Genomic DNA, 22,025 nt, shown 5'->3' with positions numbered 1-22,025 from the left:
GAGCTTGGCGGGAACGGAAGCGTGACCGCAGGGTTATCGCTCGTTCCCGCGTGCTGGAGTGCTGCGCATGACCCTGTTGAAATGGGCCCTCATCTGTTTCCTGATCTCCCTCGTGGCGGGTGGTCTCGGCTTCACCGGCATCGCCTCGGGCGCGGGCTCCCTGGCGCGCATCCTGTTCGGGCTGTTCCTCGTGGTGGCGATCGTCATCGTGGTCGTGGCCTTCGCCGTCGGGCAGGCGGTCTTCTGATCCCGTGGCGGGCGGCATGACCGGCGCGGCGCCGATGCGGGACCGGATCTGCCTCGTCACGGGCGCGACCTCCGGCATCGGCTTCGAGACGGCCCTCGGCCTCGCCCGAAGGGGCGCCCGGGTCGGCCTCGTCGGTCGCGATGCCGCCCGCACCCGTGACGCGGTCGGGACGATCCAGGCGGCGGTCCCGGGTGCACAGGTCGATGCCTTCGTGGCGGACCTCTCCGCACAGGCTGAGATCCGGCGTCTCGCCGGTGAAGTCCGGGCGCTTTATCCGCGCCTCGACGTGCTCGTGAACAACGCCGGCGCGATCTTCGACAGCCATCGGCTCACGGAGGACGGGATCGAGCGCACCTGGGCGCTCGATCATCTCGCCTATGTGTGCCTCACCCTCGAACTTCTCGACCTGCTGAAGGCGAGCGCGCCGTCGCGCATCGTCAACGTCGCCTCGGCGGCGCACACCCGTGGGCGCATCGCCTTCGACGACATCGGCCATGCGCGCGGCTTCTCCGCCATGACGGTGTATTCCCAGGCCAAGCTCGGGAACGTGCTGTTCACCAAGGCCCTCGCCCGCCGCCTCGACGGCACGGGCGTGACAGTGAACGCCCTGCATCCCGGCGTCATCGCCAGTGGGTTCGCCGCCGGCACCGGGGGCTGGTTCGGCTTCGGCTGGCGCCTGATCCGCCCGTTCATGGCTTCGCCGGTCGCCGGTGCGGCCACGTCGATCCACGTGGCGAGCGCACCGGAGCTCGCGGGTGTGACGGGACTCTACTTCGCGCGCTCGCGCCCGGTGGCGACCTCGCGCCGGGCCGCCGATCCCGATCTGCAGGAACGGGTCTGGCACCTGAGCCTCGACCAGCTCGGTCTGCCTTCGACGGCCGCGTCATCCGGAGCGGCGGCGACCTGACCGGCCTGAATGCATTCCGCGCATACCCATCCCCTCATTCGGGGGCGTTGTAGGGTGCAGTGCAAAATGGCATCTCAGTCACATGCACCGCAGCGATGGCGTCGCCGCGGTGTGCCCTTCTTGGGCGTTTCCTCCCTAGACTTCGGGCCGCTCCCTCACCGGGGCGGCCTTTTTTCGTCTTCGGTGGAGCGGCTTCTAGCCTCCCCGCCCCCTTGCGACAAGCACAATGATGCGCCGGCCGCCGAAGGGGTGGTGTTTTGTTGCGCAATTCTTCGTGCGGACAGCCGATTCATGCTTCCGTGGGCACGAAGGCCCCCGACAGGGCCTCCGCGATGAGCGCCCGCGTCTCGGCCACGCCGTAGAGGGCGACGAACGAACCGAAGCGGGGGCCGCGCGCCTCGCCGAACAGCACGTTGTAGATGGTGGTGAACCAGGCCTGCGACACGCCGGGCCGTCCGTCCGGGCTCTTCGCCTTGCCCGAGAGGTCGGGAAAGTGCCGCCGCCCGACCTCGTACACGATGGCCTGGAGCCCTTCCGGATCGGTCGAGCCCTCATGCGCCGCCAGGGTCTCGGACAGGTCCGAGAGGGCGGCCGCTTCCGCCTCCGTCGCCGCCCGGTAGGTCTTCTGCGGCCGCACCACGTCCCGGAAATACGCGAGTGCGTGGCCGACGAGCCGGGCGAGGACCGGATGGGTCTGCGGGCCGACATCCGGATCGTAGCGGCGGATGAAGCCCCACAGCACCGCCGGATCTTCGGTGTTGGCCACCGCCGCGAGGTTGAGGAGCATGGCGAAGTTGAGCGCACCGCCCTTGCCGACCGCCTCGGCCGCCGGCGGCCGGCCGGCGTGCAAGTGCCAGACCGGGTTGCCGAGCTGCTGGGCCGGCTCCTGGCCGAGAAACTTCTCGAGGAAGCCGAGATAGTCGTCGACCTGGCGCGGGATCATCTCCACGAACAGGCGCTTGGCCTCGCGGGGCTTGTTGTACATGAACAGCGCCAGGCTGTCGGCGGTGCCGTAGACGAGCCAGTCGTCGATGGACAGGCCGTTGCCCTTCGACTTCGAGATCTTGCGGCCTTCACGATCGAGGAAGAGCTCGTAGTTGAAGCCCTCTGGCGGTTCGCCGCCGAGGGCGCGGGCGATCTCGCCCGACAGCTTCACCGAATCGATGAGATCCTTGCCGGCCATCTCGTAGTCGATGCCCAGCGCCACCCAGCGCATGGCCCAGTCGGGCTTCCATTGAAGCTTGGCATGGCCGCCGGTCACGGGGGTCTCGTAGGCCTCCCCCGTCTTGGGGTCGCGCCACACCAGGGTGCCGGCGCCAGACCGCACCTCGTCGATGGCTACCTGCATCACCTCCCCGGTCACAGGGTGGATCGGCAGGAACGGCGAGTAGCTCGCCGAGCGCTCGGCGCGCAGGGACGGCAGCATGATCGCCATCACGGCCTCGTAGCGGTCGAGCACCGTCAGCAGGGCCGTGTCGAACAGCCCGGCCTTGTAGCACTCGGTGGCCGAGCGGAACTCGTAGTCGAAGCCGAACGCATCGAGGAAGCGGCGCAGCTCGGCGTTGTTGTGCGCGCCGAAGCTCTCGTGGGTGCCGAACGGGTCCGGCACCTTGGTCAGGGGCTGGTTGAGGGCCGCGATGAGCATCGGCTTGTTCGGCACGTTGTCCGGCACCTTGCGCAGGCCGTCCATGTCGTCCGAGAACGCGATGAGCCGCGTCGGCACGCTGTCCTTCGTCAGCACCCGAAAGGCGTGACGCACCATGGAGGTGCGGGCGACTTCGCCGAAGGTGCCGATATGCGGCAGGCCCGAGGGGCCGTAGCCGGTCTCGAACAGCACTTCGCTTTTTGGGTTTCGCTCGAGCCGTGCCAACAGCTTGCGCGCCTCCTCGAACGGCCACGCGGTGGCGGAGACGGCGGCCTCTATGAGGGCGGGGTCGAGGGCGAGCGGGGACGAAGTCGAGGACGACATGAGGCCGGGGTTCGGTTCCAGTGAGCGCCTTGGCGGAAGGGCGTCACCCTAAGCGGGATTGCGCCGGCAGGCCAACGCAATCCCGTCTTCGAACCCCTGAAGCGTGCGGACCGGTTCCGGCGGCGGGCGCTTCAGCCGTTCTGCTGACGCGTGAGGCTGCCCGCGTCGCCGGACGTATCGGTCATGGGGCTCGTGGATCCGCTGACGTTGTCGCCGCCCGTGGCCGCGGCGCCCACGTCGTCGGCCAGGCGGTTGCCGACGTGGTCCTGATACTGCTCGGTCTGGACGTTCTTGCTGTCGAGGCCGCGCTCGTCGCTGTGCTGGGCCTTGTCGCGATTGCTCAGGACCATGTTTTCCGGGAGGATGCCCTCCGGGAGATCGGTCATCGCGCCCGTTCCGGAGCTCTTGCCTTGGGTGCCGGGCCCCATCTTGTGCTTGTTCGCGTTCGCCATGCTGCGCTCACTCTCTCATTCGGCTTCGCCCCGGGACGAATCCGCGCCGGGGCAGATCGCGTTGGGGGAACGATGTCAGTGCGACCGGGCGGGACTGTTGCCGTCCGCGTCGTGGGCGTGGTGACGGTCACGTTCTCCGCCGCCGGCCGAGACGTGGGACTTGGCATCGCTGGTCGGGCTGCCGGGATTCGAGCCGTCACGCGTCTCAGCTTGCGGCTTGCTCGCGTCCTGGTGACTGCTGCCGGGGCCGCCGTGATGCCGGTCGGCGGCAGGTGTCTTCTTCGAGGTGCTCATTACCGATCCTGCTGATGGCCTTGATGGGTGGTGTTCACCTTGGAATTGCCGGCCTGACCGATCGTGTCGGGGTTCCGGGTCTGGCCCGAACCCTTGGGCCCGGTGGCGAGGGGGGCGTCGGGTGCGCTTCCGGGCCCCTTGTCGGACTGGTTGGCCGGGGGGACGGGCGGTGCCTTGGTGGTCATGCGGCCTCCTCTGGGCATCGAACGGGTGATGAGGACTCAACCGGACTGTCGCTCGCCGGTTCCGGATGCACTGGTCTTCGCGGTCGCGCCGCAAGACTTCGCGGCGAACGGCGAAGGACCGGATCCGCTGGCGATGCATCGCCTTCCGACAAGGCTGTTATGGCGAAGCTATGGTCCGTTAGAAGTTGCGGACCTGATCGCACCTTGTCGGGCGATGACGTAATGTCGGCCGGTGTGAGCTTGCCGTAAGTCGTCGTTTTGAGGTGCGATACGCATCGGATGCGCGCGATACCCTTGGGATGCGCGCGATACCCTTGCCGGGAGCGAGTTCCCCGGGCAGAACGGTGCCGTTCGCGGAACGCCCTAGAACGGACTGACGGGGAAGAACCTGAGGTAGAGTTCGGCGTACTTGCCGTCGTCCCACACCCGCTGCAGGGCGTCGTCGAGGGCGCGGGCCAAGGCCGCGTCGTCGGGTCGGGTGACGAGGCCGATGCCCTCGCCGAAATAGCGGTTCTCGAGGTAGTCGCCGCCGACGAGGGCGCAGCACTGCGCCGATTCGATGCCGCCGACCCACAGGGCGAGGTTGAGGCCGTCGGCGAAGACGTACTCCACTTCGCCGCGCCGCAGGGCGCCCTCGGCGGCGGCGAGATCGTTGAAGTCGCGCGCCTCCGCCTTGGGGAAGAACGCCTTGAGGTAGGCCGCGTGGGCGCTGCCCACGACCACGCCGACGCTGCGGCCGGCGAGGGCCGTGGCGGAGGGGACGGGCAGCGCCTTGTCCGTGCGCGCCGCGAACCGGCCCGGCCAGCGAAAGTACGGCCGGGTGGCCAGGAACCGCGCCCGCAGGGCCGGCGTGAGCGGGATGGCGGCGGCGACCACGTCGCCCTGCTTGTCGGCCAGCGCATCGAGCAGCGTGTCGAAGCGCCGGGCCTGGACCGTGCAGGTCAGGGCGAGCTTCTCGCAGACCGCGCGGGCGAGCTCCACCGAGAAGCCCGTGGGCGTGCCGTCCGGCCCGGGGAAGTGCAGGGGCGGGAACTCGTCGTCCGTGAGGAAGCGGACCGTGCGGCTCGTCTGGGGCGCGTCGATGCGCTCCTGGCGCGCGCGCGGGTTCCAGAAGTTCGGGATGGCGACCCCCTGTCCCGGCGCGGGAGGCGTCTGCGCGTCTGCGCGTCCCACCAGCAGGGCCATCGCCACGGCGAGGACCGCCGGAGAAATCCAGCGCGTCCTTGACCTCAGGGTTGTATTCGTGGTGCGCTGGTTGTGCGCGGACGCGGTCTGGCTCACGCCGTCTCCCTAGCACGTTCTCGAGCCGCCGGGAGACGCTCCCGTTGTCGATCCTCGGTTTACCCTTCGTGTCGCAGGCCGGCGTCTCGCCCCTGCCGCCCGACCTCGCCTTCCTCCTGGATCACGGTGTCGATCCGGCAGCCCTGGCCAAGGCCGCCGACCGCGCCCGCGCCTGGGGCACCGACGGAGCCTCCGCCCTTCTCGCGTCGGGCACCGTCACGGAGGAGGCCTATTACCGGGCGCTCGCGGCCGAACTCGGCACCCCCTTCCTCGCCGACGCGATCCCCCTGGGGCCCGGCGCACGCTACCCCGAGAGCGTGGTCGCCGGCGTCGCCCCCCTGCTGCCGGGCGCGCCGGCCGCCTTCGTCCTGGCGCCGCGCGGCGCCGCCATCGCGGAAGTGCTGGGCGGGCGCAGCCCCATGGGTCGGATGCCAGCGCTGACCACGCCCCGCGCCCTGCGCGAGGCCGTCTTCAGCGCCAACCCCGCCGGCATCGCCGCCGCCGCGGCGGATTCCCTTCAGGTCCACCGGCCCGACTGGGCGCTGAAGGCCCGTCCCATGGGACCGACCCTCGCCATCGCCGGCCTGATCGCCGGACTCGCGGTGGTTGCCATGGTCGAACTTCCGCCCACCCTGGTCGTGGGCCTCTGGACCGCCGTCCAACTCGTGCTCCTCGCCATGGTGACCCTGCGGGTCGCCGCCGTCAGCGTCGAGGCGGAGGGCGTGGCGGCGGACGCGTGCCTGGCCGATGCCGACCTCCCCGTCTACACGGTGTTCGTCGCCCTCCACCGGGAGGCGGCCGTGGTCCCACGCCTCACCGCGGCCCTCTCGGCCTTCGACTATCCGGCGGCCAAGCTCGACATCAAGTTCGTGATCGAGGCGCACGATGCCGAGACGGCCGCCGCCCTCGCCGCCGCAGCCCTGCCGCCCGGGGCGGAGATCGTGGTGGTGCCGCCCGGCCTGCCGCGCACGAAGCCGCGTGCCCTCAACTGCGCCCTGCCCCTCGCCCGCGGTACCTGCCTCGTGGTCTACGACGCCGAGGACGTGCCCGATCCGGGCCAGCTCCGCGCCGCCGCCGCGCTGTTCGCCCGCAGCGACCCGAGGACGGCCTGTCTCCAGGGGCGCCTCGTCATCGACAACCAGCGCGACGGCCCGCTGCCGAAATGCTTCGCCCTCGAATACGCCGCCCTGTTCGATGTACTGATCCCGGCGCTCGCCGCCTGGAACGTACCGATTCCGCTCGGGGGCACGTCGACGCATTTCCGGACCCACATCCTCCGGGCCGTCCACGGCTGGGATGCGTGGAATGTCACCGAGGATGCCGATCTGGGCCTACGCCTCGCGCGGGCGGGCTACCGGGTCGGCGACCTGCCGAGCAGCACCTTCGAGGAGGCTCCGGCGCGGCCCGGCGCATGGCTGCACCAGCGCGCCCGCTGGATGAAGGGCTTCATCCAGACGAGCTTCACCCACGGCCGTCAGCCGCGCGAGACGTTCCGCCAGCTCGGGGCGTTCGGGACCCTGGCCGCCATCGCCCTGGTGCCCGGCACCGTCGTCTGCGCCCTCGCCTACCCGTTCCTGATGGGGCACGCCGCCTACCGGTTCGTGTTCGCCGGGGTCGAACCCGTCGCGGGATTCTGGAGCAACCTGCCCACCGGCACGGCGGTCACGGTGTTCGTGTCCGGCCTCCTTGCCATGCTGCTGCCGGCCGCCCTCGGCTGCGTGCGCCGGGGCTGGTGGGACCTCCTGCCCTACGTGCCCCTGATGCCGGCCTACTTCCTCCTCGTCAGCGCCGGTGCCTGGCTCGGGCTCGTCGAACTCGTCCTCGCCCCCGACCGCTGGAACAAGACCGAGCACGGCCTGTCGCGCAGCTCCCGCAGCGGGGCGCTGCACCGAACCTGACCCTCAGCCCCAAAAGTGAACGCCGGTTTTCGGAAGAAGCCGATGCGGAGACGGAGCGCTCACAGCATCTTGGCGAGGTCGGCGGCGGCGGCCTCGGGCGGCTTGGTCAGGTTGAGGGCGTTGAGGAAGCGGTTCTGGCCATCCATCACGTAGACCAGGGCCGTATGCTCCATGGTGTAGTCGCCGTCCTTGGTCGGCACCTTGCGGACATAGGCGCGGTAGCCCTTCACCGCCGCGGCGATCTCCTCCGGCGTGCCCGTCAGTCCGACGATGCGCGGATCGAAGCTCGCCAGATAGGCTTTCAGGGCAGCGGGCGTGTCGCGCTCGGGGTCGACGGCGATGAACAGGGCCTTGGTGTCCTGGCCCTTCGGTCCCAGTGCACGGAGCACGTCGCCGATCTGCTGCAGGGTCGTCGGGCAGACGTCCGGACAATGGGTGAAGCCGAAGAACACGAGATGCGTCCGGCCGGTGAAATCACGCTCGGTGACGCGGCGCCCGTTCTGATCCGTGAGGGTGAATGGTCCGCCGACGGTACTGGTGGCGACGACGTTGGCCTGGGGCACCAGAACGAACACGGCGGCGACGCCCAGGGCGACGAGGCCGACGGCGAAGAAGATGAGCGGCAGAGCGCGACGCATGGGACACCTTACGGTGGAGACGGAAGGCGGCTTCTGACCACAGGCACCGTGCCCGGGCAATCGCTTAAACCGTCGCTGGGCTCACGGCATCCCTCAGGTCCGGTCAGACATCGTCGGGGTTCGGATCCAGTCCGCGGCGACTTCCGGCGAGGGCGGCACTCTCGCGCTTGAGCGGCCGTCCGATCGGACAGGCCTCCTGCACGAAGCCGTTGAGGGTGTTGAGCAGGCTGTCCTCCACCTGCCGATAGAATACGAACTGCCCGCGCTTCTCCCTGACGATCAGCCCGGCTGCTTCGAGCACCGAGAGATGTTGCGAGATCGAAGGCTTCGACATGGAGAAACGCCCGGCGATCTCCCCCGCGCTGAGTTCGCCGTGGGCGAGATAAGCCAGGATTTTCCTTCGCACGGAGGAGGATAGGGCTTCGAAGACGCGCTGCATGGGAGGGGTGATTCGAGGGGCACGGGATGACACGCACCCGGTACTTAAGTGCGGAGCTAACCATTGACAAACCAAGAACGTCGTCGTTTAGGTAATTACCTAATCGACATGTACTTGGGGGCTCGGGTGGGTTGTTTGTCGACACCGCGATTGATCGCCGGGACCGCCACATCGGCCACCGACGGTCGCGTAGTCTGGGCGCCCGCGCGCTCCCTCTGGGTCGGTGGTATGACCGCGACCGCCCTGATTCTGGGGCCTGTGTTCGTCACACCCGGCGCCGTGCTGCTGTTCCTTGTCACCAGCGCCGTGACGCTCTGCGCCGGGCACTCCATCGGCCTGCACCGGCTGCTGATCCACCGTAGCTTCGCGGCTTCGCCATGGGTCGAGTACGGTCTCGTCTACCTCGGCACCTTGGTTGGCATGGCCGGGCCCCTGGGCATGGTGCAACTCCACGACACCCGCGATTGGGCGTAGCGCCAGATCGTGTGCCATCCGCTCCATGCCCACCGGACCGGGTTCCTGCGCGATGCCTGGTGGCAGATGCATTGCCGTCTCGTTCTCACGAACCCGCCACGTTTCGTGCCAGAATCCCTCCTGACCCGGAATCGGGGGCTCGCCTTCCTCGAGGCGACATGGATGGTGCAGCAGCTTCCCTGGGCCCTGCTGTTCTTCTGGGTGGGCGGGATGCCGTGGTTGGTCTGGGGCGTGCCGGTGCGGGTCGCCGTGAGCCTCACGGGGCACTGGCTCGTCGGTCATCTCACACATCGCCGGGGGCCGCAGGGCTGGGTCGTCGACGGCGTGGCCGTGCAGGGGCACGACCTGCCGGCGGCGTCCCTCGTCACCTTCGGCGAGGCTTGGCACGGCAACCATCATGCGTGGCCGGACTCGGCCCGGTTCGGGCTCGAGCCCGGCCAGCACGATCCGGGCTGGTGGGTCCTGCTGGCCTTGCGTCGAATCGGATTGGTCTGGCACCTCAAGCAGCCGGCCGATCTGGTGCCGCGCACGGGGCTTCGCCGCCTCGGACCAGCTGAGGGGTGGGCATGATCGGAACCCCCGCCCCCTGCCCCATCCCGGTGCGCATCGCGGTCTCGGGATTCATCGGCGTGGTCGCTTCGGTGCTCCTGGTGTTGGCGCACGGCCCCCATGGCGATCCGTCACTGCTCCGCGTCCCCCTGTTCGGCGGCGCGCTGCGGGCGCTCGCCCTTGCGACGCTTCTCCTGCAGTTCGCCCTCATCCTCGCCGGACCGCTCATCGTCGTCGCGATCGTTTGCGGCCTGCTGCTCAAGCGGTCGATCGAACGGAACCTCCTGCGGTGGAGTCTCGCGGCACCCATCATCGTTTGGCTGTTCGTCTGCGGAATCTTTGCGTCGATACCCAGCAGCCCGGCCGCCGCCGCGCAGGGGTTTCTCAACCGCTTCGCCGCGGCGATCCTCGCGATGGACAACCTTCTCTTTCTCTTCGGGGCGTGCGTCTCAGGCGTGGCCTTCTATTTCCTGTCGATCTTTGGAAACCGACGGGCGGCCTGATCCGCCGCCTCCGCCGCTTCCGGATCAGATCGCGAGCTTGTCCGGCTCGGCCATCGCGGGGGCGGCCTGCGCACTCGTCCGACGCAGCGCCTCGCCGACCATGAGGAGCGCCGGCCCCTCGTGGCCCGAGGCCTCGACGCGGTCGGCGAGGTCGATGGCGCTGGCTTCCACCACTGTCTGGTTCGGCCGGGTGGCGTTGAACACGAGAAGCGCCGGGGTGCCGGGGGCGAGGCCCTCGGTCATGGCGCGCTCCAGCAGCACGCGCAGGGTCTTCTTCGGCATGTAGACCACGGTGGTCACGCTCGGATCGGCGAGGGCGCCCCAGTTCAGGTCCTCGGGCAGCGCCCCGCGCCGGTCGTGGCCGGTGACGTATTGCAGGCGGCGCGCCGCGTCGCGGTTGGTGAGCGAGATGCAGAGGGAGGCGGCCGCTCCCTGCGCCGCCGAGACGCCGGGCACGATGGAGACGGGGATGCCGGCCTCGCGGCAGGCGTCGATCTCCTCGCCGGCCCGGCCGAACACCAGGGGGTCGCCGGATTTCAGGCGCACCACCTGCTTGCCGGACTTGGCGAGCTGCACCATCAGGGCGTTGATGTCGTCTTGGCGGCAGGAGGGGCCGTGCCCGGTCTTGCCCACCAGCATGGTGCGGGCCTCGCGGCGCGCGTAGTCGAGGATCTCGGGCGCCACGAGGTCGTCGTAGAGGATCACGTCGGCATTGCGCAGCGCCCTGAGCGCCTTGAGGGTGAGGAGTTCGGCGTCGCCCGGTCCGGCACCCACGAGGGTGACGGCGCCGCCCTTCGGCGCGGCCTCGGTCTCGCCCAGCAACTCGGCGAGATCGGTTGCGGTCGGCGCCCGGTCCGGCTCGGCGAAGGCGCGGTCGGTGAACCGCTCCCAGAAGGCGCGGCGGTCCGAAAAACCGTGGAAGCGGCCGGTGACCTCCTCGCGCCAGTCGCGGGCGGCGCCGATCCAGGCCTTGAAGCCGCGCGGCAGCATGCCCTCGATGCGGGCGCGTACGGTCTGGCCGAAGACCGGGGCGGCGCCCTCCGTCGAGATGCCCACCACCATGGGCGAGCGGTTGACGATGGCGCCGAACTTCACGTCGCAGAGATGCGGGCGGTCGACGGCGTTGACGATGGCGCCGGCCCGGCGTCCGGCGGCGACGAAGGCGATGCAGTCGGCCTCGTCCTCCATGGCGCCGATGACGAAGGCCGCGCCCTGGAGGTCGGCCTCCGCCCACTGACGCGCGTGCAGGGTGACGGAGCCGGCGACGATCTCGCCCGGCACGGCGCGGAGTTCCTCGCTCGGCTCGGGGGCGTAGACGTCCACGTCCGCCCCGGCGGCGGCCAGCAGCTTCACCTTCCAGGGCGCGCCGCCGTTGGAGCCGGCCAGCACCGCGCGTTTGCCCTGCAACGGCACGAAGACCGGCAGGACGGCCAGGGGCTCGAGGCCGGCGGCATTGGCGCCGCGGGCGGATTCGGGACTGGCGGGGCGGGTTTCGCGGGGCTGGCGAGGTGTGCTCATGGATCTCGGATCGGGGTCCTTCGTACCCACAAAGTGAGCCTATGCTGCGTTGCGCGCAAGCGCCTGCGGCAGCAGCTTGCGGATCTCGGGGATGCACGAGCCGCAATTCGTCCCGGCCTTGCAGGCGACGCCGACGGCTTCGACGGAGCCGGCGCCGGCCGCGATCACGCCCGTGATCACGTCGAGGCCGACGCCGTGGCAGGCGCAGATCGTCGGACCGGCCGAGGCCGTCTCGGCCCGGCCCGACAGCAGGGCGCGGCGGGCGGCGGGCTCGATCTCCTCGGCGGCGAAGTACGCCTTGGCCGCCTCCCAGCTCGGTCGGGCCTCGCTCGGGGCGAGCGCCAGGCAGGCGACCAAGCGAACTCCGTCATAGACGGCGCAGCGGTAATGCCCCCGCGCATGGTCGGCGTACTCGGCGAGTTCCAGGCCCTGGAACAGGCCGCGCATCATCAGGGCGACGGCGCGTGAGCTCTCCTGGGTGGCGAAGTGCAGGCCGGACCCGCCCTCCACCGTGGCGCGCGCCCACCACCAGCCGGCGGGCGGGGTATGCGCCTCGCGGGTGAGCAGGAAGCCGCGGTTGCGGTAGGGCGCGGGCGCGAGGGCGGCGGGCGTCGCCTTGAGTTCGGGCTGGCCCGAGACCGGGTCCGGCACGCCGCGCACCAGGGCGCCGACGCGGGCATCCGACGCGGTGGCGTCGCTCCAATGGAAGGCGGCGAAGAGATCGCCCCGGCGCACGCCCTCCGTGACCATCGCCTCGAGGATCGCGGTGCCGTGGGGCGTGGAGACGCGGGCGAGATCGCCCTCCGCGACGCCGAGCCGCGCGGCGTCGTCGGGGTGGATCTCGACGAAGGGCACGGCGCGGTGGGCCGAGAGGCGCTGGCTCTTTCCCGTGCGCGTCATGGTGTGCCAGTGGTCGCGCACCCGGCCGGTGTTGAGGACGAAGGGGTGTTCCTCCGTGACGGGCTGGGCCAGGGCTGGCGCCTGCACGGCGACGAAGCGGGCACGCTTGTCGAAGGTGTAGAACTGGCCGTCGGCGAACAGGCGGGCCCGGCCCTTGCCGCGCTTCGGCAGGGGCCATTGCAGGGGGGGCGTTCCCGCATAGGTCGCATCGGGCATGTCCGCGAGGGCGCCGATGTCGAAATCGCGGGTGCCGTTGTTCTCGTAGGCCGACAGGGCCGCGTGCTCGCGGAAGATCGCGGCCGCGTTGGGATAGGCGAAGGCCTCGCCGTGGCCGAGGCGCTTGGCCACGTCCGCGATGATCTGCCAGTCGGCCCGCGCCTCGCCGGGCGCCTTGAGGAAAGCGCGCTGGCGCGAGACCCGGCGCTCGGAATTCGTCACCGTGCCGTCCTTCTCGCCCCAGGCCAGGGCCGGCAGCAGCACGGTCTTCTTCCCCGTCGCCCGGGCGGTGTCGCTGTCGGCCACGGCCTCGGAGACCACGTAGAGGTCGAGGCCCTTCAGGCTCTCGCGGATGGCGTCGGCCCGGGGCATGGAGACGACGGGATTGGTGCCCATCACCCACAGGGCCTTGATCTTGCCGCGCGCCACCGCCTCGAACAGGGCCACCGCCTTCATGCCCTCGCCGGTGATGATGTTGGGCGCCTTCCAGAACCGGCGGACGCGGTCCACCTCCTCGGGGGCGAAGTGCATGTGGGCGGCGAGCATGTTCGCGAGCCCTCCGACCTCGCGCCCGCCCATGGCGTTGGGCTGGCCGGTGAGGGAGAACGGCCCCGCGCCGGGCCGACCGATGCGGCCGGTGGCGAGATGGCAGTTGATGATGGCGTTGCCCTTGTCGGTGCCCTGCGCCGACTGGTTCGCCCCTTGCGAGAAGGCCGTGACCACGCGCTTCGTACCGGCGAACAGAGCGAAGAACCGGGCGACATCGGCCTCGGCGAGGCCCGTCGCGGCGGCGGTGGCGGCGACGCTCGGGGCGATGGCGGCGGCGCGCTCCAGGGCGCCGTCGAAGCCGCTGGTATGGTCGGCGACGTAGGCCGCATCGACGGCGCCGGTGGCGGCGAGATGCACGAGCAGGCCCGAGAACAGGGCGGTGTCGGAGCCGGGCGCGAGGCCGAGGAACAGGTCGGCCTCCTCCCCCGTCTGGGTGCGGCGGGGATCGACCACCACGAGCTTGGTGCCGCGCTTGGCGCGTGCGTCGATCATCCGGCGGAACAGGATCGGGTGGCACCAGGCGGTGTTGGAGCCGACGAGCACGATCACGTCGGCCTCGTCGAGGTCCTCGTAGCAGCCCGGCACCGTGTCCGAGCCGAAGGCGCGCCGGTGGGCGGCCACGGCGCTCGACATGCACAGGCGCGAGTTGGTGTCGACGTGCGGGGTGCCCAAAAAGCCCTTCGCGAGCTTGTTGGCGACGTAGTAATCCTCCGTGAGGAGCTGGCCCGACAGGTAGAAGGCGATGGACTCCGGCCCGTGCTGCGCGGCGATCTTCTGCAGGGACCCCGCGACGGTGCCGAGCGCCGATTCCCAGCTCGCGCGCGCGCCGTCGACCTGCGGATGGAGCAGGCGGCCGTCCAGGGAGACGGTCTCCCCCAAAGCCGAGCCCTTGGAGCAGAGGCGGCCGAAATTGGCCGGATGCGCGGTGTCCCCGGCGATGCCGACCCCGCCCTGCCCGTCTGGCGTCGCGAGTACGCCGCAGCCGACGCCGCAATACGGGCAGGTGGTTTTGACGGGGGCGGGCGCCTGGACGTGCGCGTTCATGGCGTGATCCTCGGCGGGGTTTTTTGTCAGCATGGATGGGAGCAAGAGTCGGGCCTGAAGCGCCGGCCAGCCCTCCTCCCCCTTGTGGGGAGGAGTTGGAGGTGGGGGTGGTCGGGTGCCCCTCATGCTGCGGGGTCTGGCGGAACCGCCCCCACTCCTAACCTCTCCCCACAAGGGGGAGAGGGACGCGCCCGTTCTGAAGAGCGCCAGATATGCGGAGTTCGATAGCCCACGGCGCCGGGAGGGTTTTGCCTCTCAGTACACGTCGGCCTGATACCGCCCGGTCTTCTTCAGATGGGCGAGGTAGGCCACGGCCTCGTCGGGGTTCTTGCCCCCGTGTTGGCCGGCGACGTCGATGATCGCCCGCTCCACATCCTTGGCCATGCGCTTGGCGTCGCCGCAGACGTAGAAATGGGCACCGCCCTCGAACCACTTCCAGAGTTCGGCGCCGTTCTCGCGCATGCGGTCCTGCACGTAGGTCTTTTCGCCGCCGTCGCGGGACCAGGCCAGGGACAGGCGGGTGAGCAGCTTCTTGTCCTTCAGGGCGTTGAGCTCGTCCCTGTAGAAGAAGTCGCTCGCTTGGCGTTGGTGGCCGTAGAACAGCCAGTTGCGGCCCGGCGCCTGCGTGGCGTCGCGCTCGCGCAGGAAGGCGCGGAACGGCGCGATGCCGGTGCCGGGGCCGACCATGATCACGTCCTTCGACAGGTCGTCGGGCAGGGCGAAGCCGTGCGCCTTCTGGAGGTAGACCTTGACCTTCATGCCCTCGGGGATGCGCTCGCCGAGATGGGTCGAGGCCACGCCCAGCCGCAGGCGCGAGCGGTGGCTGTAGCGGACCGCGTCCACCGTGAGGGAGACCCGGCCGGGATCGGCCTTCGGCGAGGACGAGATCGAGTAGAGCCGGGGCTGCAACTCGTCGAGGGCTTCGAGGAACACCTCGGCGTCGGGCCGCGCGCCGGGGAACTTGTGGAGCGCGCCGAGCACGTCGAGATGGGCGGCGTCGCCGTCCGGATCCTCGCCGGCGGCGAGCGCCTGGGTCTTCTTGCGCGCCTCGCCCGAGGTGAGGAGGGAGAGGAGCTGGTAGAGCCCGTCGGGCGCGCCGCCCAGCGCATAGTCCGTGAGCAGGCAATCCCGCAGGGTCTTGCGTCCGATCCTGCGCTCGGGACGGGCCCCGAGCTCGGCGATGACCGCGTCGACCAGGGCCGGGGCGTTGGCGGGAAACAGCCCGAGGGAGTCGCCGACCACGTACTCGATGGGCGTGTCGGTCAGATCGATCTCGACGTGCCAGGTTTCCTTCTCGCCCCCAGGCGCGTTCAAGCGGAGCCGAGACAGGAACGTTGCCTCCACGGGGTTCTCGCGGCAGAAGCCGAGGGGGCCGAGGGTCGGTTCGGCCTTGGGCGCGGTGTCGCCGGCGGTCTTCGGGGCGGCCCCGCCGCCGGCGCCGAACTCCTCGTCGAGCTTCTTCAGCATCCGGAGCGTGTCCTTGCCGCCGGGCTGGCACAGGTTCAGTCGCTCCTCGCTCTTGAGGAAGATGGCGTTGGCGTAGTCGGCGCAGTTGTAGCCGCACTGGCCGCAATCCTGCTGCGCCATGGCGGCCATGAGCTTCTGCGCCTCGGGCCGCTCACGCGCGAGCTCCATCCGGTCGGGCAGGGGCATCGACGGGTCGTGCCACGGCGCGTCGTCGTTGTCGGCGAGCTTTTGGCCGCCGCCCATGTCGCCGGGGGCCAGCGCCGTGGCGCCCTCGACGGCGGGGCCCAGAAGGGCGGCGAAGTAGCCCGACAGCCACGAGCGCTGGTCGGGGTTGAACGGGGCGTTCTCGGGGATGAGAACCAGCGGGGGCGTGACGTGCTCGCTCATGCGGCTGCCTTCAGGACGGGTTGCTCTTCGGCACTGTGGCGCAGGGATTCGGGACCGGTGCGCAGGGTGAAGGCCTGGAAGCTCTCCTGCGGGCCCTCGCGGCTGCCGAGGTAGCTGCGTAGGAGCGCCTCGATCCGGGCCGGGCAATCCTCGGCCTTCACGGCCTTCCAGATCTCGGTGCCGATCTTCGGGCTGTCGCCGAAGCCGCCGCCGACGACGATGTCGTAGCCCTCGACGGTGTCGCCCTCCTCCGAGACCACCACCTTGGCGCCGATGAGCCCGATGTCGCCGATGTAGTGCTGGGCGCAGCTATGGTGGCAGCCCGTGAGGTGCACGTTCACCGGCACGTCGAGTTCCTTGAGGTTGGCCTCGATGTAGTCGGCGATGACGAGGGCGTGGCCCTTGGTGTCCGAGGCGGCGAACTTGCAGCCCCGGTTGCCCGTGCAGGCGACGAGACCGGCGCGGATGCTCGACGCCTCGGTGGTGAGACCCATGGCGGCGACCCGCGCCTGGACCTCGGCGACCTTGGCGTCCGGCACGCCCGAAAACAGAAAGTTCTGCCAGACGGTCATGCGGATGGCGCCGTCGCCGCATTTGGTCGCGATCCTGGCCAGATCCCGCATCTGGTCGGTGGTGAGCTTGCCGACGGGCAGGATCACGCCGATCCAGTTGAGGCCGGGCTGCACCTGGGCGTGCACGCCCACATGTGCGAAGCGGTCCATGGGGCCGCGCGGGGCGACATGGGCGGGATCGACCCGGTCGAGTTTGCGGCCGAGTTCGTCCTCGACGGCGGCGAGGTACTTGTCGAAGCCCCAGGCGTCGAGGACGTACTTCATCCGGCTCTTGTTGCGGTTGGTCCGGTCGCCGTTCTTGATGAAAACCCGCAGGATGGCGTCCGCCACCCGGTTGCAATCCTCTGGCTTGAGGACCACGCCGGTGTCGCGGGCGAGATCGCGGTGGCCCGAGATGCCGCCGAGCACGAGGCGCATCCAGATGCCGGGCGCCACGGCGGCGCCGTCGAGAACCCGGATGGCCTGGAAGCCGATGTCGTTGGTCTCCTCCAGCACCGGCATGACGCCGCCGCCGTCGAAGGCGACGTTGAACTTGCGCGGCAGGCCGAACAGCGAGCGGTCGTTGAGGATGTGGTTGTGCCAGGATTTGGCGAGCGGCCGGGTGTCGAGCAGTTCCTGGGCGTCGATGCCGGCGACCGGCGAGCCGGTGACGTTGCGGATGTTGTCGGCGCCCGCGCCGCGCGCGGTCAGGCCGAGGTCGATGAGGCCGTCGAGGAAGGGCTGGCCGTGCTCGGGCGTGATCTCGCGGACCTGGAGGTTCGCCCGGGTGGTGACGTGGCTGTAGCCGCCGCCATGGGCGTCGGCGAGATCCGCGATGCCGGCGAACTGCCAGTGCTGCAGGATGCCGTTGGGGATGCGCAGGCGGCACATGTAGGAGTTCTGGGTCGGTGCCACCCAGAACAGGCCGTGATAGCGCCAGCGGAAATTGTCCTCCGGTTTCGGGGCCTTGCCGGTGGCGGCCTCCGCGATGAGGCGGTTGTGGCCGTCGAAGGCGTTCTCGGCGCGCTTCCACTTCTCCTGGTCGCAGAGCTTGCCGCCGGCCTTCACCGTGGCGTCCTGGGCCTTGATGTGGATGGCGTCGGGCCCGGTGGGCTCGGCCGGCGGAGCGGCGGCCTGCCCGAGGGCGAGGCCGCCCGTCATGCGGGCCGCGGAGATGCCGGAGGCGAAACCTTCGAGGTAGCGCTTCTGCTCGGCGTTGAAATCGTCAGCCATGAAAGCCTCCGTCAGGCTGCGAGGGGTTGGGGGGCGGTTCGCCCGAACATCAGGTCGTCGCGATGCGCCGCGACGGAGGCGCCGGTGCGGATGAGGTCCTTGCACCAGCCCTGCTCGGCGATGTCGCCGACGAACACGGCGCCGAGCAGCCGGTCGTCGGCGACGATGAGCTTGCGGTAGAGACCGAGGCCGGGATCGCTCATGAGGATCGTCTCGGAGCCCTCCGGCGCCTCGATGGCGCCGGCCGAGAACACCGGCAGGCCCGAGACCTTGAGGCTGGTGGCGAGCGACGTGCCCGCATAGGCCGCCTCCTCGCCGACGAGGTGGCGGCTCAAGGTCTCGGCCTGCTCGTAGGCGGGCTCGACGAGGCCGTAGATCTGGCCGCGATGCTCGGCGCATTCGCCGAGCGCGAAGATGCGGGGATCGGACGACTGCATCCGGTCGTCGACCTTGATGCCGCGGCCCACCGCGATCCCGGCATTCTGGGCCAGGGCCACGTTGGGGCGCACCCCCACGGACATCACCACGAGGTCGGCGGGCAGCACGGTGCCGTCCGACAGGATCAGGCGCTCGACTTTTCCGTCACCCTCGACGGTGGCGGTGTCGGCCTTGAGCAGCACCTTGACGCCCCGCGCCTCCATGGCGCGCTTCACCAGGCCGGCGGCGGCGTGGTCGAGCTGGCGCTCCATCAGCCGGTCCATGACGTGGAGAAGCGTGGTGTCGACGCCCAGGCGCGCGAGGCCGACGGCGGCCTCGAGCCCCAGGAGGCCGCCGCCGATGACGATGGCGCGAGCGTGCTCCACGGCCGCCTTGCGGATGGCCGTCACGTCCGCGAGATCGCGGAACGTGAGGACGCCGGGCAGGTCCATGCCGGGCTTCGGCAGCCGGATCGGCACGGAGCCGACCGCGAGCACGAGCCTGTCGAAGGGCAGGACGTGGGTCTCGCCCACCATCACGAGGCCGTTCTCGCGGTCGATCTCGGTGACCGGCGCGCCCGTGATGAGGCGGATGCCGTGGCTCTCGTACCAGTCGAGGCCTCTGAACGCGCAACCGGCCTCGTCGACTTCGCCGCCCAGCAGGGACGAGAGCAGGACGCGGTTGTAGGCCGCCTGCGGTTCGGCGCCGACGACGGAGACGTCGTAGCGCCCCGGCGCGCGCTCGGTGAGGCGCTCCAGAAACCGCAACGACGCCATGCCGTTGCCGATGACGACCAGTCTGTCCTTCATAGCGCGCGGCCTGCCTTAGGCCGCCATGGCCGGCTTGGCGTGCCGGGCATAGAGGAACTCGAGGACGGCGGCGCGGGCGTGGGTGTAGGTGGCGTCCTCCACGAGATCGAGGCGGCGGCGCGGCCGCTCGAGATCGACGGTCAGGATTTCGCCCACCGTGGCGGAGGGGCCGTTGGTCATCATCACGATGCGGTCCGAGAGCAGCACCGCCTCGTCGACATCGTGGGTGATCATGATCACGGCGTTCTTCAGCCGCGCATGGATGTCCATGAGCGAGTCCTGGAGATGCGCCCGGGTGAGCGCGTCGAGGGCCCCGAACGGCTCGTCGAGGAGCAGGACCTTCGGCTCCATGGCCAGCGCCCGGGCGATGCCGACGCGCTGCTTCATGCCGCCCGAGATCTCGCTCGGGCGCCGGTCGGCGGCGTGGGTCATGTTCACGAGCGACAGGTTGTGGTCGATCCAGGCGTTGCGCTCGGCCCGCGATTTCTTGCCCTTGAAGACCTTGTCGACGGCGAGCGCCACGTTCTCCCGCACCGTCAGCCAGGGCAGGAGCGAGTGGTTCTGGAACACCACGGCACGGTCGGGGCCGGGGCTGTTCACTTCCTTGTCTTCGAGGAGGACACCGCCGGTCGAGGCCTTGAGCAGGCCGGCGACGATGTTGAGGACCGTCGACTTGCCGCAGCCGGAGTGGCCGATGAGCGAGACGAACTCGCCCTTGTCGATCTTCACGCTGACGTCGCGGAGGACCTCGTTGGTGCGGCCACCGCGGGTGAAGGAGATGCCGACGTTCTCGATGCTGAGATAGGTCATGGGATGATCCTCAGGCCGTCGCGGTGCCGCGGGTGACGAGATTGCCGACGAAGGCGACGAAGCGGTCGAGGATGAAGCCGATGATGCCGACATAGACGAGGGCGACGATGATCTCGGAGATGTGGGAGGAGTTCCACGCGTCCCAGATGAAGAAGCCGATGCCGACGCCGCCGATGAGCATCTCGGCCGCCACGATGGCGAGCCAGGACAGGCCGACGCCGATGCGCAGGCCGGTGAAGATGTACGGCGCCGCCGAGGGCAGCATGATCTTGGAGAAGAACTCCAGCGGGTTGAGGCGCAGCACCGCCGAGACGTTGCGGTAATCCTGCGGGATGTTGCGGATGCCGACCGCCGTGTTGATGATGATCGGCCAGATCGAGGTGATGAAGATCACGAAGATCGCCGACGGCTGGCCGTCCCGGAAGGCGGCGAGCGAGAGCGGCAGCCAGGCGAGCGGCGGGATCGTGCGCAGCACCTGGAAGATCGGGTCGAGGCCGCGCATGGCCCATTCCGACTGCCCGATCAGGGTACCGACGAGGATGCCCACCACGGTGGCGAGGGCGAAGCCCAGGGCCACGCGCTGGATGCTGGCGGAGATGTGCCAGAACAGGCCCTTGTCGGTGCCGCCGTTGTCGTAGAACGGGTGGGCGATGATGTCCCACGCCTCGGTGACGACGCGCGAGGGCGGCGGCAGGCCGGCGCCGGGGCGCGAGCACAGCAGCTCCCAGATCACCAGGAAGGCGATGAGCACCACCACGGGCGGGATCAGGTTTTTCGCGATGGTGTTCAGGGTGGCCATCGTGACGAACGGCGCGCGCTTGGGCTTGGCGGCCGCCTTCGCGACGGCGGGGCTGGCGGCGATGGTGGAGGTGTTGGCCATCACGCGGTCCTCTTGATGCCGAGGCTGGACAGGTAGGCGGCGGGATCGGCCGGATCGAAGACCTTGCCGTCGAAGAACGTTTCCTTGCCGCGCGACGTGGAGGTCGGGATCGCGGCGACGCCGAGGGCCTTGGCCGCCTCGCGCCAGATGTCCTCGCGGTTCACCTTGGCGATGAGGGCCTTGGTGTCGGTCTGCGCATCGAACTTGCCCCAGCGGATGTCCTCGGTGAGGAACCACAGGTCGTGGGACTGGTACGGGTAGGAGGCGTTGTCGGAGAAGAACTTCATGATGTGCGGGCTGTTCTCGACCATGCGGCCGTCGCCGTAATCGATGGTGCCCTTCATCCGGCCGGCGACGTCGGCCACCGGGATGTTGATCCACTGGCGCTTGGCCACGATGGCGGCGAACTCGTCCCGGTTCTCGGGCTTGTCGCACCACATCTGCGCTTCGAGCACCGCCATGGTCAGGGCTTTGGCGGCGTTCGGATGCTTCTCGACCCAGGAGGCCCGCATGGCGAAGGCCTTCTCGGGGTGGTCCTTCCAGAGTTCGCCGGTGGTGAGCGCCGAGTAGCCCAGGCCCTGCTGCACGAGCTGCGCGTTCCACGGCTCGCCGACGCAGAAGCAGTCCATGGTGCCGACCTTCATGTTCGCCACCATCTGGGGCGGCGGCACGACGATGGTCTCGATGTCCTTGTCGGGGTCGATGCCGCCGGCGGCCATCCAGTAGCGGATCCAGAGGTCGTGGGTACCGCCCGGGAAGGTCATGGCCGCCTTCACGGACTTGCCCGAGGCCTTCTTCTTCTCGACGGCCGCCTTGAACACCTTGGAATCGAGCCCGACCTTCTGGTCGAGGTATTCCTTGGCCACCGAGATGCACTGGCCGTTGACGTTGAGGCGCGCCAGGATCTGCATCGGCACCGGGACGTTGTTCTGCGTCACCCGGCCGGCGGTGATGAGGTAGGGCATCGGCGAGAGGATGTGGGCGCCGTCGATGCCGTTGCCCTCGGAGCCGAGCACGAGGTTGTCGCGGGTGGTGCCCCAGCTCGCCTGCTTCAGCACCTCCACGTCGGGCATGCCGTGCTTGGCGAAGAAGCCCTTCTCCTTGGCGACGAACAGCGGGCCGGCATCGGTGAGGGCGATGAAGCCGAGCTTGGCTCCCTTCACCTCCGGGCCCGCCCCCTGCGCGAAGGCGCCGCCCGGGAAGGCCGTCCGGGCGAGTGCTGCCAGGGAGAGGGTCGCGGCGGCCCCCTTCAGGACGTTGCGCCGGCTGTTGCGAAAACCATCACTCATCGAAACCGGAATCCTCGCCAGGACTGCAAAGCGCCAAAACAGAAAGCCGCCGACCAAGCACATCCGTCGGACGCATAACGGTGCGTGCCTTGGGGAGACTCGGGTCAGCGGCTCTGCCG

Annotated in this window: 19 protein-coding genes and 1 pseudogene; 5 read left to right on the top strand and 15 right to left on the bottom strand. The window is 69.8% G+C overall.

Annotated elements, in window-relative coordinates:
• The first annotated feature begins 67 nt into the window (after nucleotides 1-67).
• Nucleotides 68-247, top strand: a complete 180-nt coding sequence (locus ASF25_RS11460) for a DUF1328 domain-containing protein (RefSeq protein WP_056168587.1) — start codon at nucleotides 68-70, stop codon at nucleotides 245-247.
• A 34-nt stretch (nucleotides 248-281) separates the two neighbouring features.
• Entirely contained in the window at nucleotides 282-1,154 is an 873-nt protein-coding gene (locus tag ASF25_RS11455; protein ID WP_056168629.1) for an SDR family NAD(P)-dependent oxidoreductase, read from the top strand.
• Between the two features lie 289 nt (nucleotides 1,155-1,443).
• On the opposite strand, the gene ASF25_RS11450 is transcribed toward ASF25_RS11455, so the two are convergent.
• From ASF25_RS11450 to ASF25_RS11435, 5 genes are all read right to left on the bottom strand, one after another.
• Nucleotides 1,444-3,123 (bottom strand): lysine--tRNA ligase, encoded by a 1,680-nt coding sequence (locus ASF25_RS11450; RefSeq protein WP_056304755.1) that lies wholly within the window; start codon nucleotides 3,121-3,123, stop codon nucleotides 1,444-1,446.
• Between the two features lie 131 nt (nucleotides 3,124-3,254).
• Nucleotides 3,255-3,575, bottom strand: a complete 321-nt coding sequence (locus ASF25_RS11445) for a hypothetical protein (protein ID WP_056304753.1) — start codon at nucleotides 3,573-3,575, stop codon at nucleotides 3,255-3,257.
• A 75-nt stretch (nucleotides 3,576-3,650) separates the two neighbouring features.
• A complete protein-coding gene (locus tag ASF25_RS21910) occupies nucleotides 3,651-3,869 on the bottom strand; it encodes a hypothetical protein (protein WP_082502630.1) in 219 nt (72 codons plus the stop codon).
• Complete coding sequence (locus ASF25_RS11440) at nucleotides 3,869-4,054, bottom strand: hypothetical protein (protein ID WP_056168573.1); 186 nt, start codon at nucleotides 4,052-4,054, stop codon at nucleotides 3,869-3,871. Before ASF25_RS11440 ends, ASF25_RS21910 begins: the two co-directional genes overlap by 1 nt.
• A 363-nt stretch (nucleotides 4,055-4,417) precedes the next feature.
• Nucleotides 4,418-5,239 (bottom strand): transporter substrate-binding domain-containing protein, encoded by an 822-nt coding sequence (locus tag ASF25_RS11435; protein WP_082502628.1) that lies wholly within the window; start codon nucleotides 5,237-5,239, stop codon nucleotides 4,418-4,420.
• A 140-nt stretch (nucleotides 5,240-5,379) separates the two neighbouring features.
• On the opposite strand from ASF25_RS11435, the gene ASF25_RS11430 reads away from it, so the two are divergent.
• Nucleotides 5,380-7,233: a glycosyltransferase family 2 protein gene (locus ASF25_RS11430; RefSeq protein WP_082502626.1), complete on the top strand. Its 1,854-nt coding sequence runs from the start codon at nucleotides 5,380-5,382 to the stop codon at nucleotides 7,231-7,233.
• 59 nt (nucleotides 7,234-7,292) lie between these two features.
• Here the strand turns inward: ASF25_RS11430 and ASF25_RS11425 are convergent, their stop codons facing one another.
• Together ASF25_RS11425 and ASF25_RS11420 are read right to left on the bottom strand one after the other, a co-directional pair.
• Nucleotides 7,293-7,871 (bottom strand): SCO family protein, encoded by a 579-nt coding sequence (locus ASF25_RS11425; protein WP_056168470.1) that lies wholly within the window; start codon nucleotides 7,869-7,871, stop codon nucleotides 7,293-7,295.
• A 103-nt stretch (nucleotides 7,872-7,974) separates the two neighbouring features.
• Complete coding sequence (locus tag ASF25_RS11420) at nucleotides 7,975-8,310, bottom strand: metalloregulator ArsR/SmtB family transcription factor (protein ID WP_056304752.1); 336 nt, start codon at nucleotides 8,308-8,310, stop codon at nucleotides 7,975-7,977.
• 108 nt (nucleotides 8,311-8,418) lie between these two features.
• Between ASF25_RS11420 and ASF25_RS11415 the strand changes: the two are divergent.
• Together ASF25_RS11415 and ASF25_RS11410 are read left to right on the top strand one after the other, a co-directional pair.
• A pseudogene (locus ASF25_RS11415) lies at nucleotides 8,419-9,354 on the top strand (acyl-CoA desaturase).
• A gap of 29 nt (nucleotides 9,355-9,383) precedes the next feature.
• The gene (locus tag ASF25_RS11410) at nucleotides 9,384-9,836 is read left to right on the top strand and encodes a hypothetical protein (protein WP_156368950.1); all 453 of its coding nucleotides are present in this window, start codon (nucleotides 9,384-9,386) and stop codon (nucleotides 9,834-9,836) included.
• A gap of 24 nt (nucleotides 9,837-9,860) precedes the next feature.
• Here the strand turns inward: ASF25_RS11410 and cysG are convergent, their stop codons facing one another.
• The 8 genes from cysG to ASF25_RS11370 all read right to left on the bottom strand — a co-directional run bounded on the left by cysG (nucleotide 9,861) and on the right by ASF25_RS11370 (nucleotide 21,906).
• Nucleotides 9,861-11,354, bottom strand: coding sequence for a siroheme synthase CysG (gene cysG, locus ASF25_RS11405; protein ID WP_056304743.1), 1,494 nt, complete (start codon nucleotides 11,352-11,354; stop codon nucleotides 9,861-9,863).
• 39 nt (nucleotides 11,355-11,393) lie between these two features.
• Nucleotides 11,394-14,063, bottom strand: coding sequence for a nitrate reductase (locus tag ASF25_RS11400; protein ID WP_056304741.1), 2,670 nt, complete (start codon nucleotides 14,061-14,063; stop codon nucleotides 11,394-11,396).
• 255 nt (nucleotides 14,064-14,318) lie between these two features.
• On the bottom strand, nucleotides 14,319-15,917 hold the full coding sequence (locus ASF25_RS11395; protein ID WP_056168459.1) for a sulfite reductase subunit alpha: 1,599 nt from the start codon (nucleotides 15,915-15,917) through the stop codon (nucleotides 14,319-14,321).
• Nucleotides 15,914-17,701, bottom strand: a complete 1,788-nt coding sequence (locus ASF25_RS11390; RefSeq protein WP_056304740.1) for a NirA family protein — start codon at nucleotides 17,699-17,701, stop codon at nucleotides 15,914-15,916. The genes ASF25_RS11395 and ASF25_RS11390 overlap by 4 nt, the downstream gene beginning before the upstream one ends.
• A gap of 11 nt (nucleotides 17,702-17,712) precedes the next feature.
• Nucleotides 17,713-18,927 (bottom strand): FAD-dependent oxidoreductase, encoded by a 1,215-nt coding sequence (locus ASF25_RS11385; RefSeq protein ID WP_056304738.1) that lies wholly within the window; start codon nucleotides 18,925-18,927, stop codon nucleotides 17,713-17,715.
• 15 nt (nucleotides 18,928-18,942) lie between these two features.
• Nucleotides 18,943-19,737, bottom strand: a complete 795-nt coding sequence (locus ASF25_RS11380) for an ABC transporter ATP-binding protein (protein ID WP_056304736.1) — start codon at nucleotides 19,735-19,737, stop codon at nucleotides 18,943-18,945.
• 10 nt (nucleotides 19,738-19,747) lie between these two features.
• Nucleotides 19,748-20,617, bottom strand: coding sequence for a nitrate ABC transporter permease (ntrB, locus tag ASF25_RS11375; protein WP_056304734.1), 870 nt, complete (start codon nucleotides 20,615-20,617; stop codon nucleotides 19,748-19,750).
• Complete coding sequence (locus tag ASF25_RS11370; protein WP_056304731.1) at nucleotides 20,617-21,906, bottom strand: CmpA/NrtA family ABC transporter substrate-binding protein; 1,290 nt, start codon at nucleotides 21,904-21,906, stop codon at nucleotides 20,617-20,619. The genes ntrB and ASF25_RS11370 overlap by 1 nt, the downstream gene beginning before the upstream one ends.
• Between the last annotated feature and the right edge of the window lie 119 nt (nucleotides 21,907-22,025).

The organism is Methylobacterium sp. Leaf100 (assembly GCF_001422845.1).
Classification (GTDB): Bacteria; Pseudomonadota; Alphaproteobacteria; order Rhizobiales; family Beijerinckiaceae; genus Methylobacterium.
The sequence above is the reverse complement of the archived record's forward strand: the minus strand, read 5'-3'. Positions and strand labels throughout refer to the sequence as shown.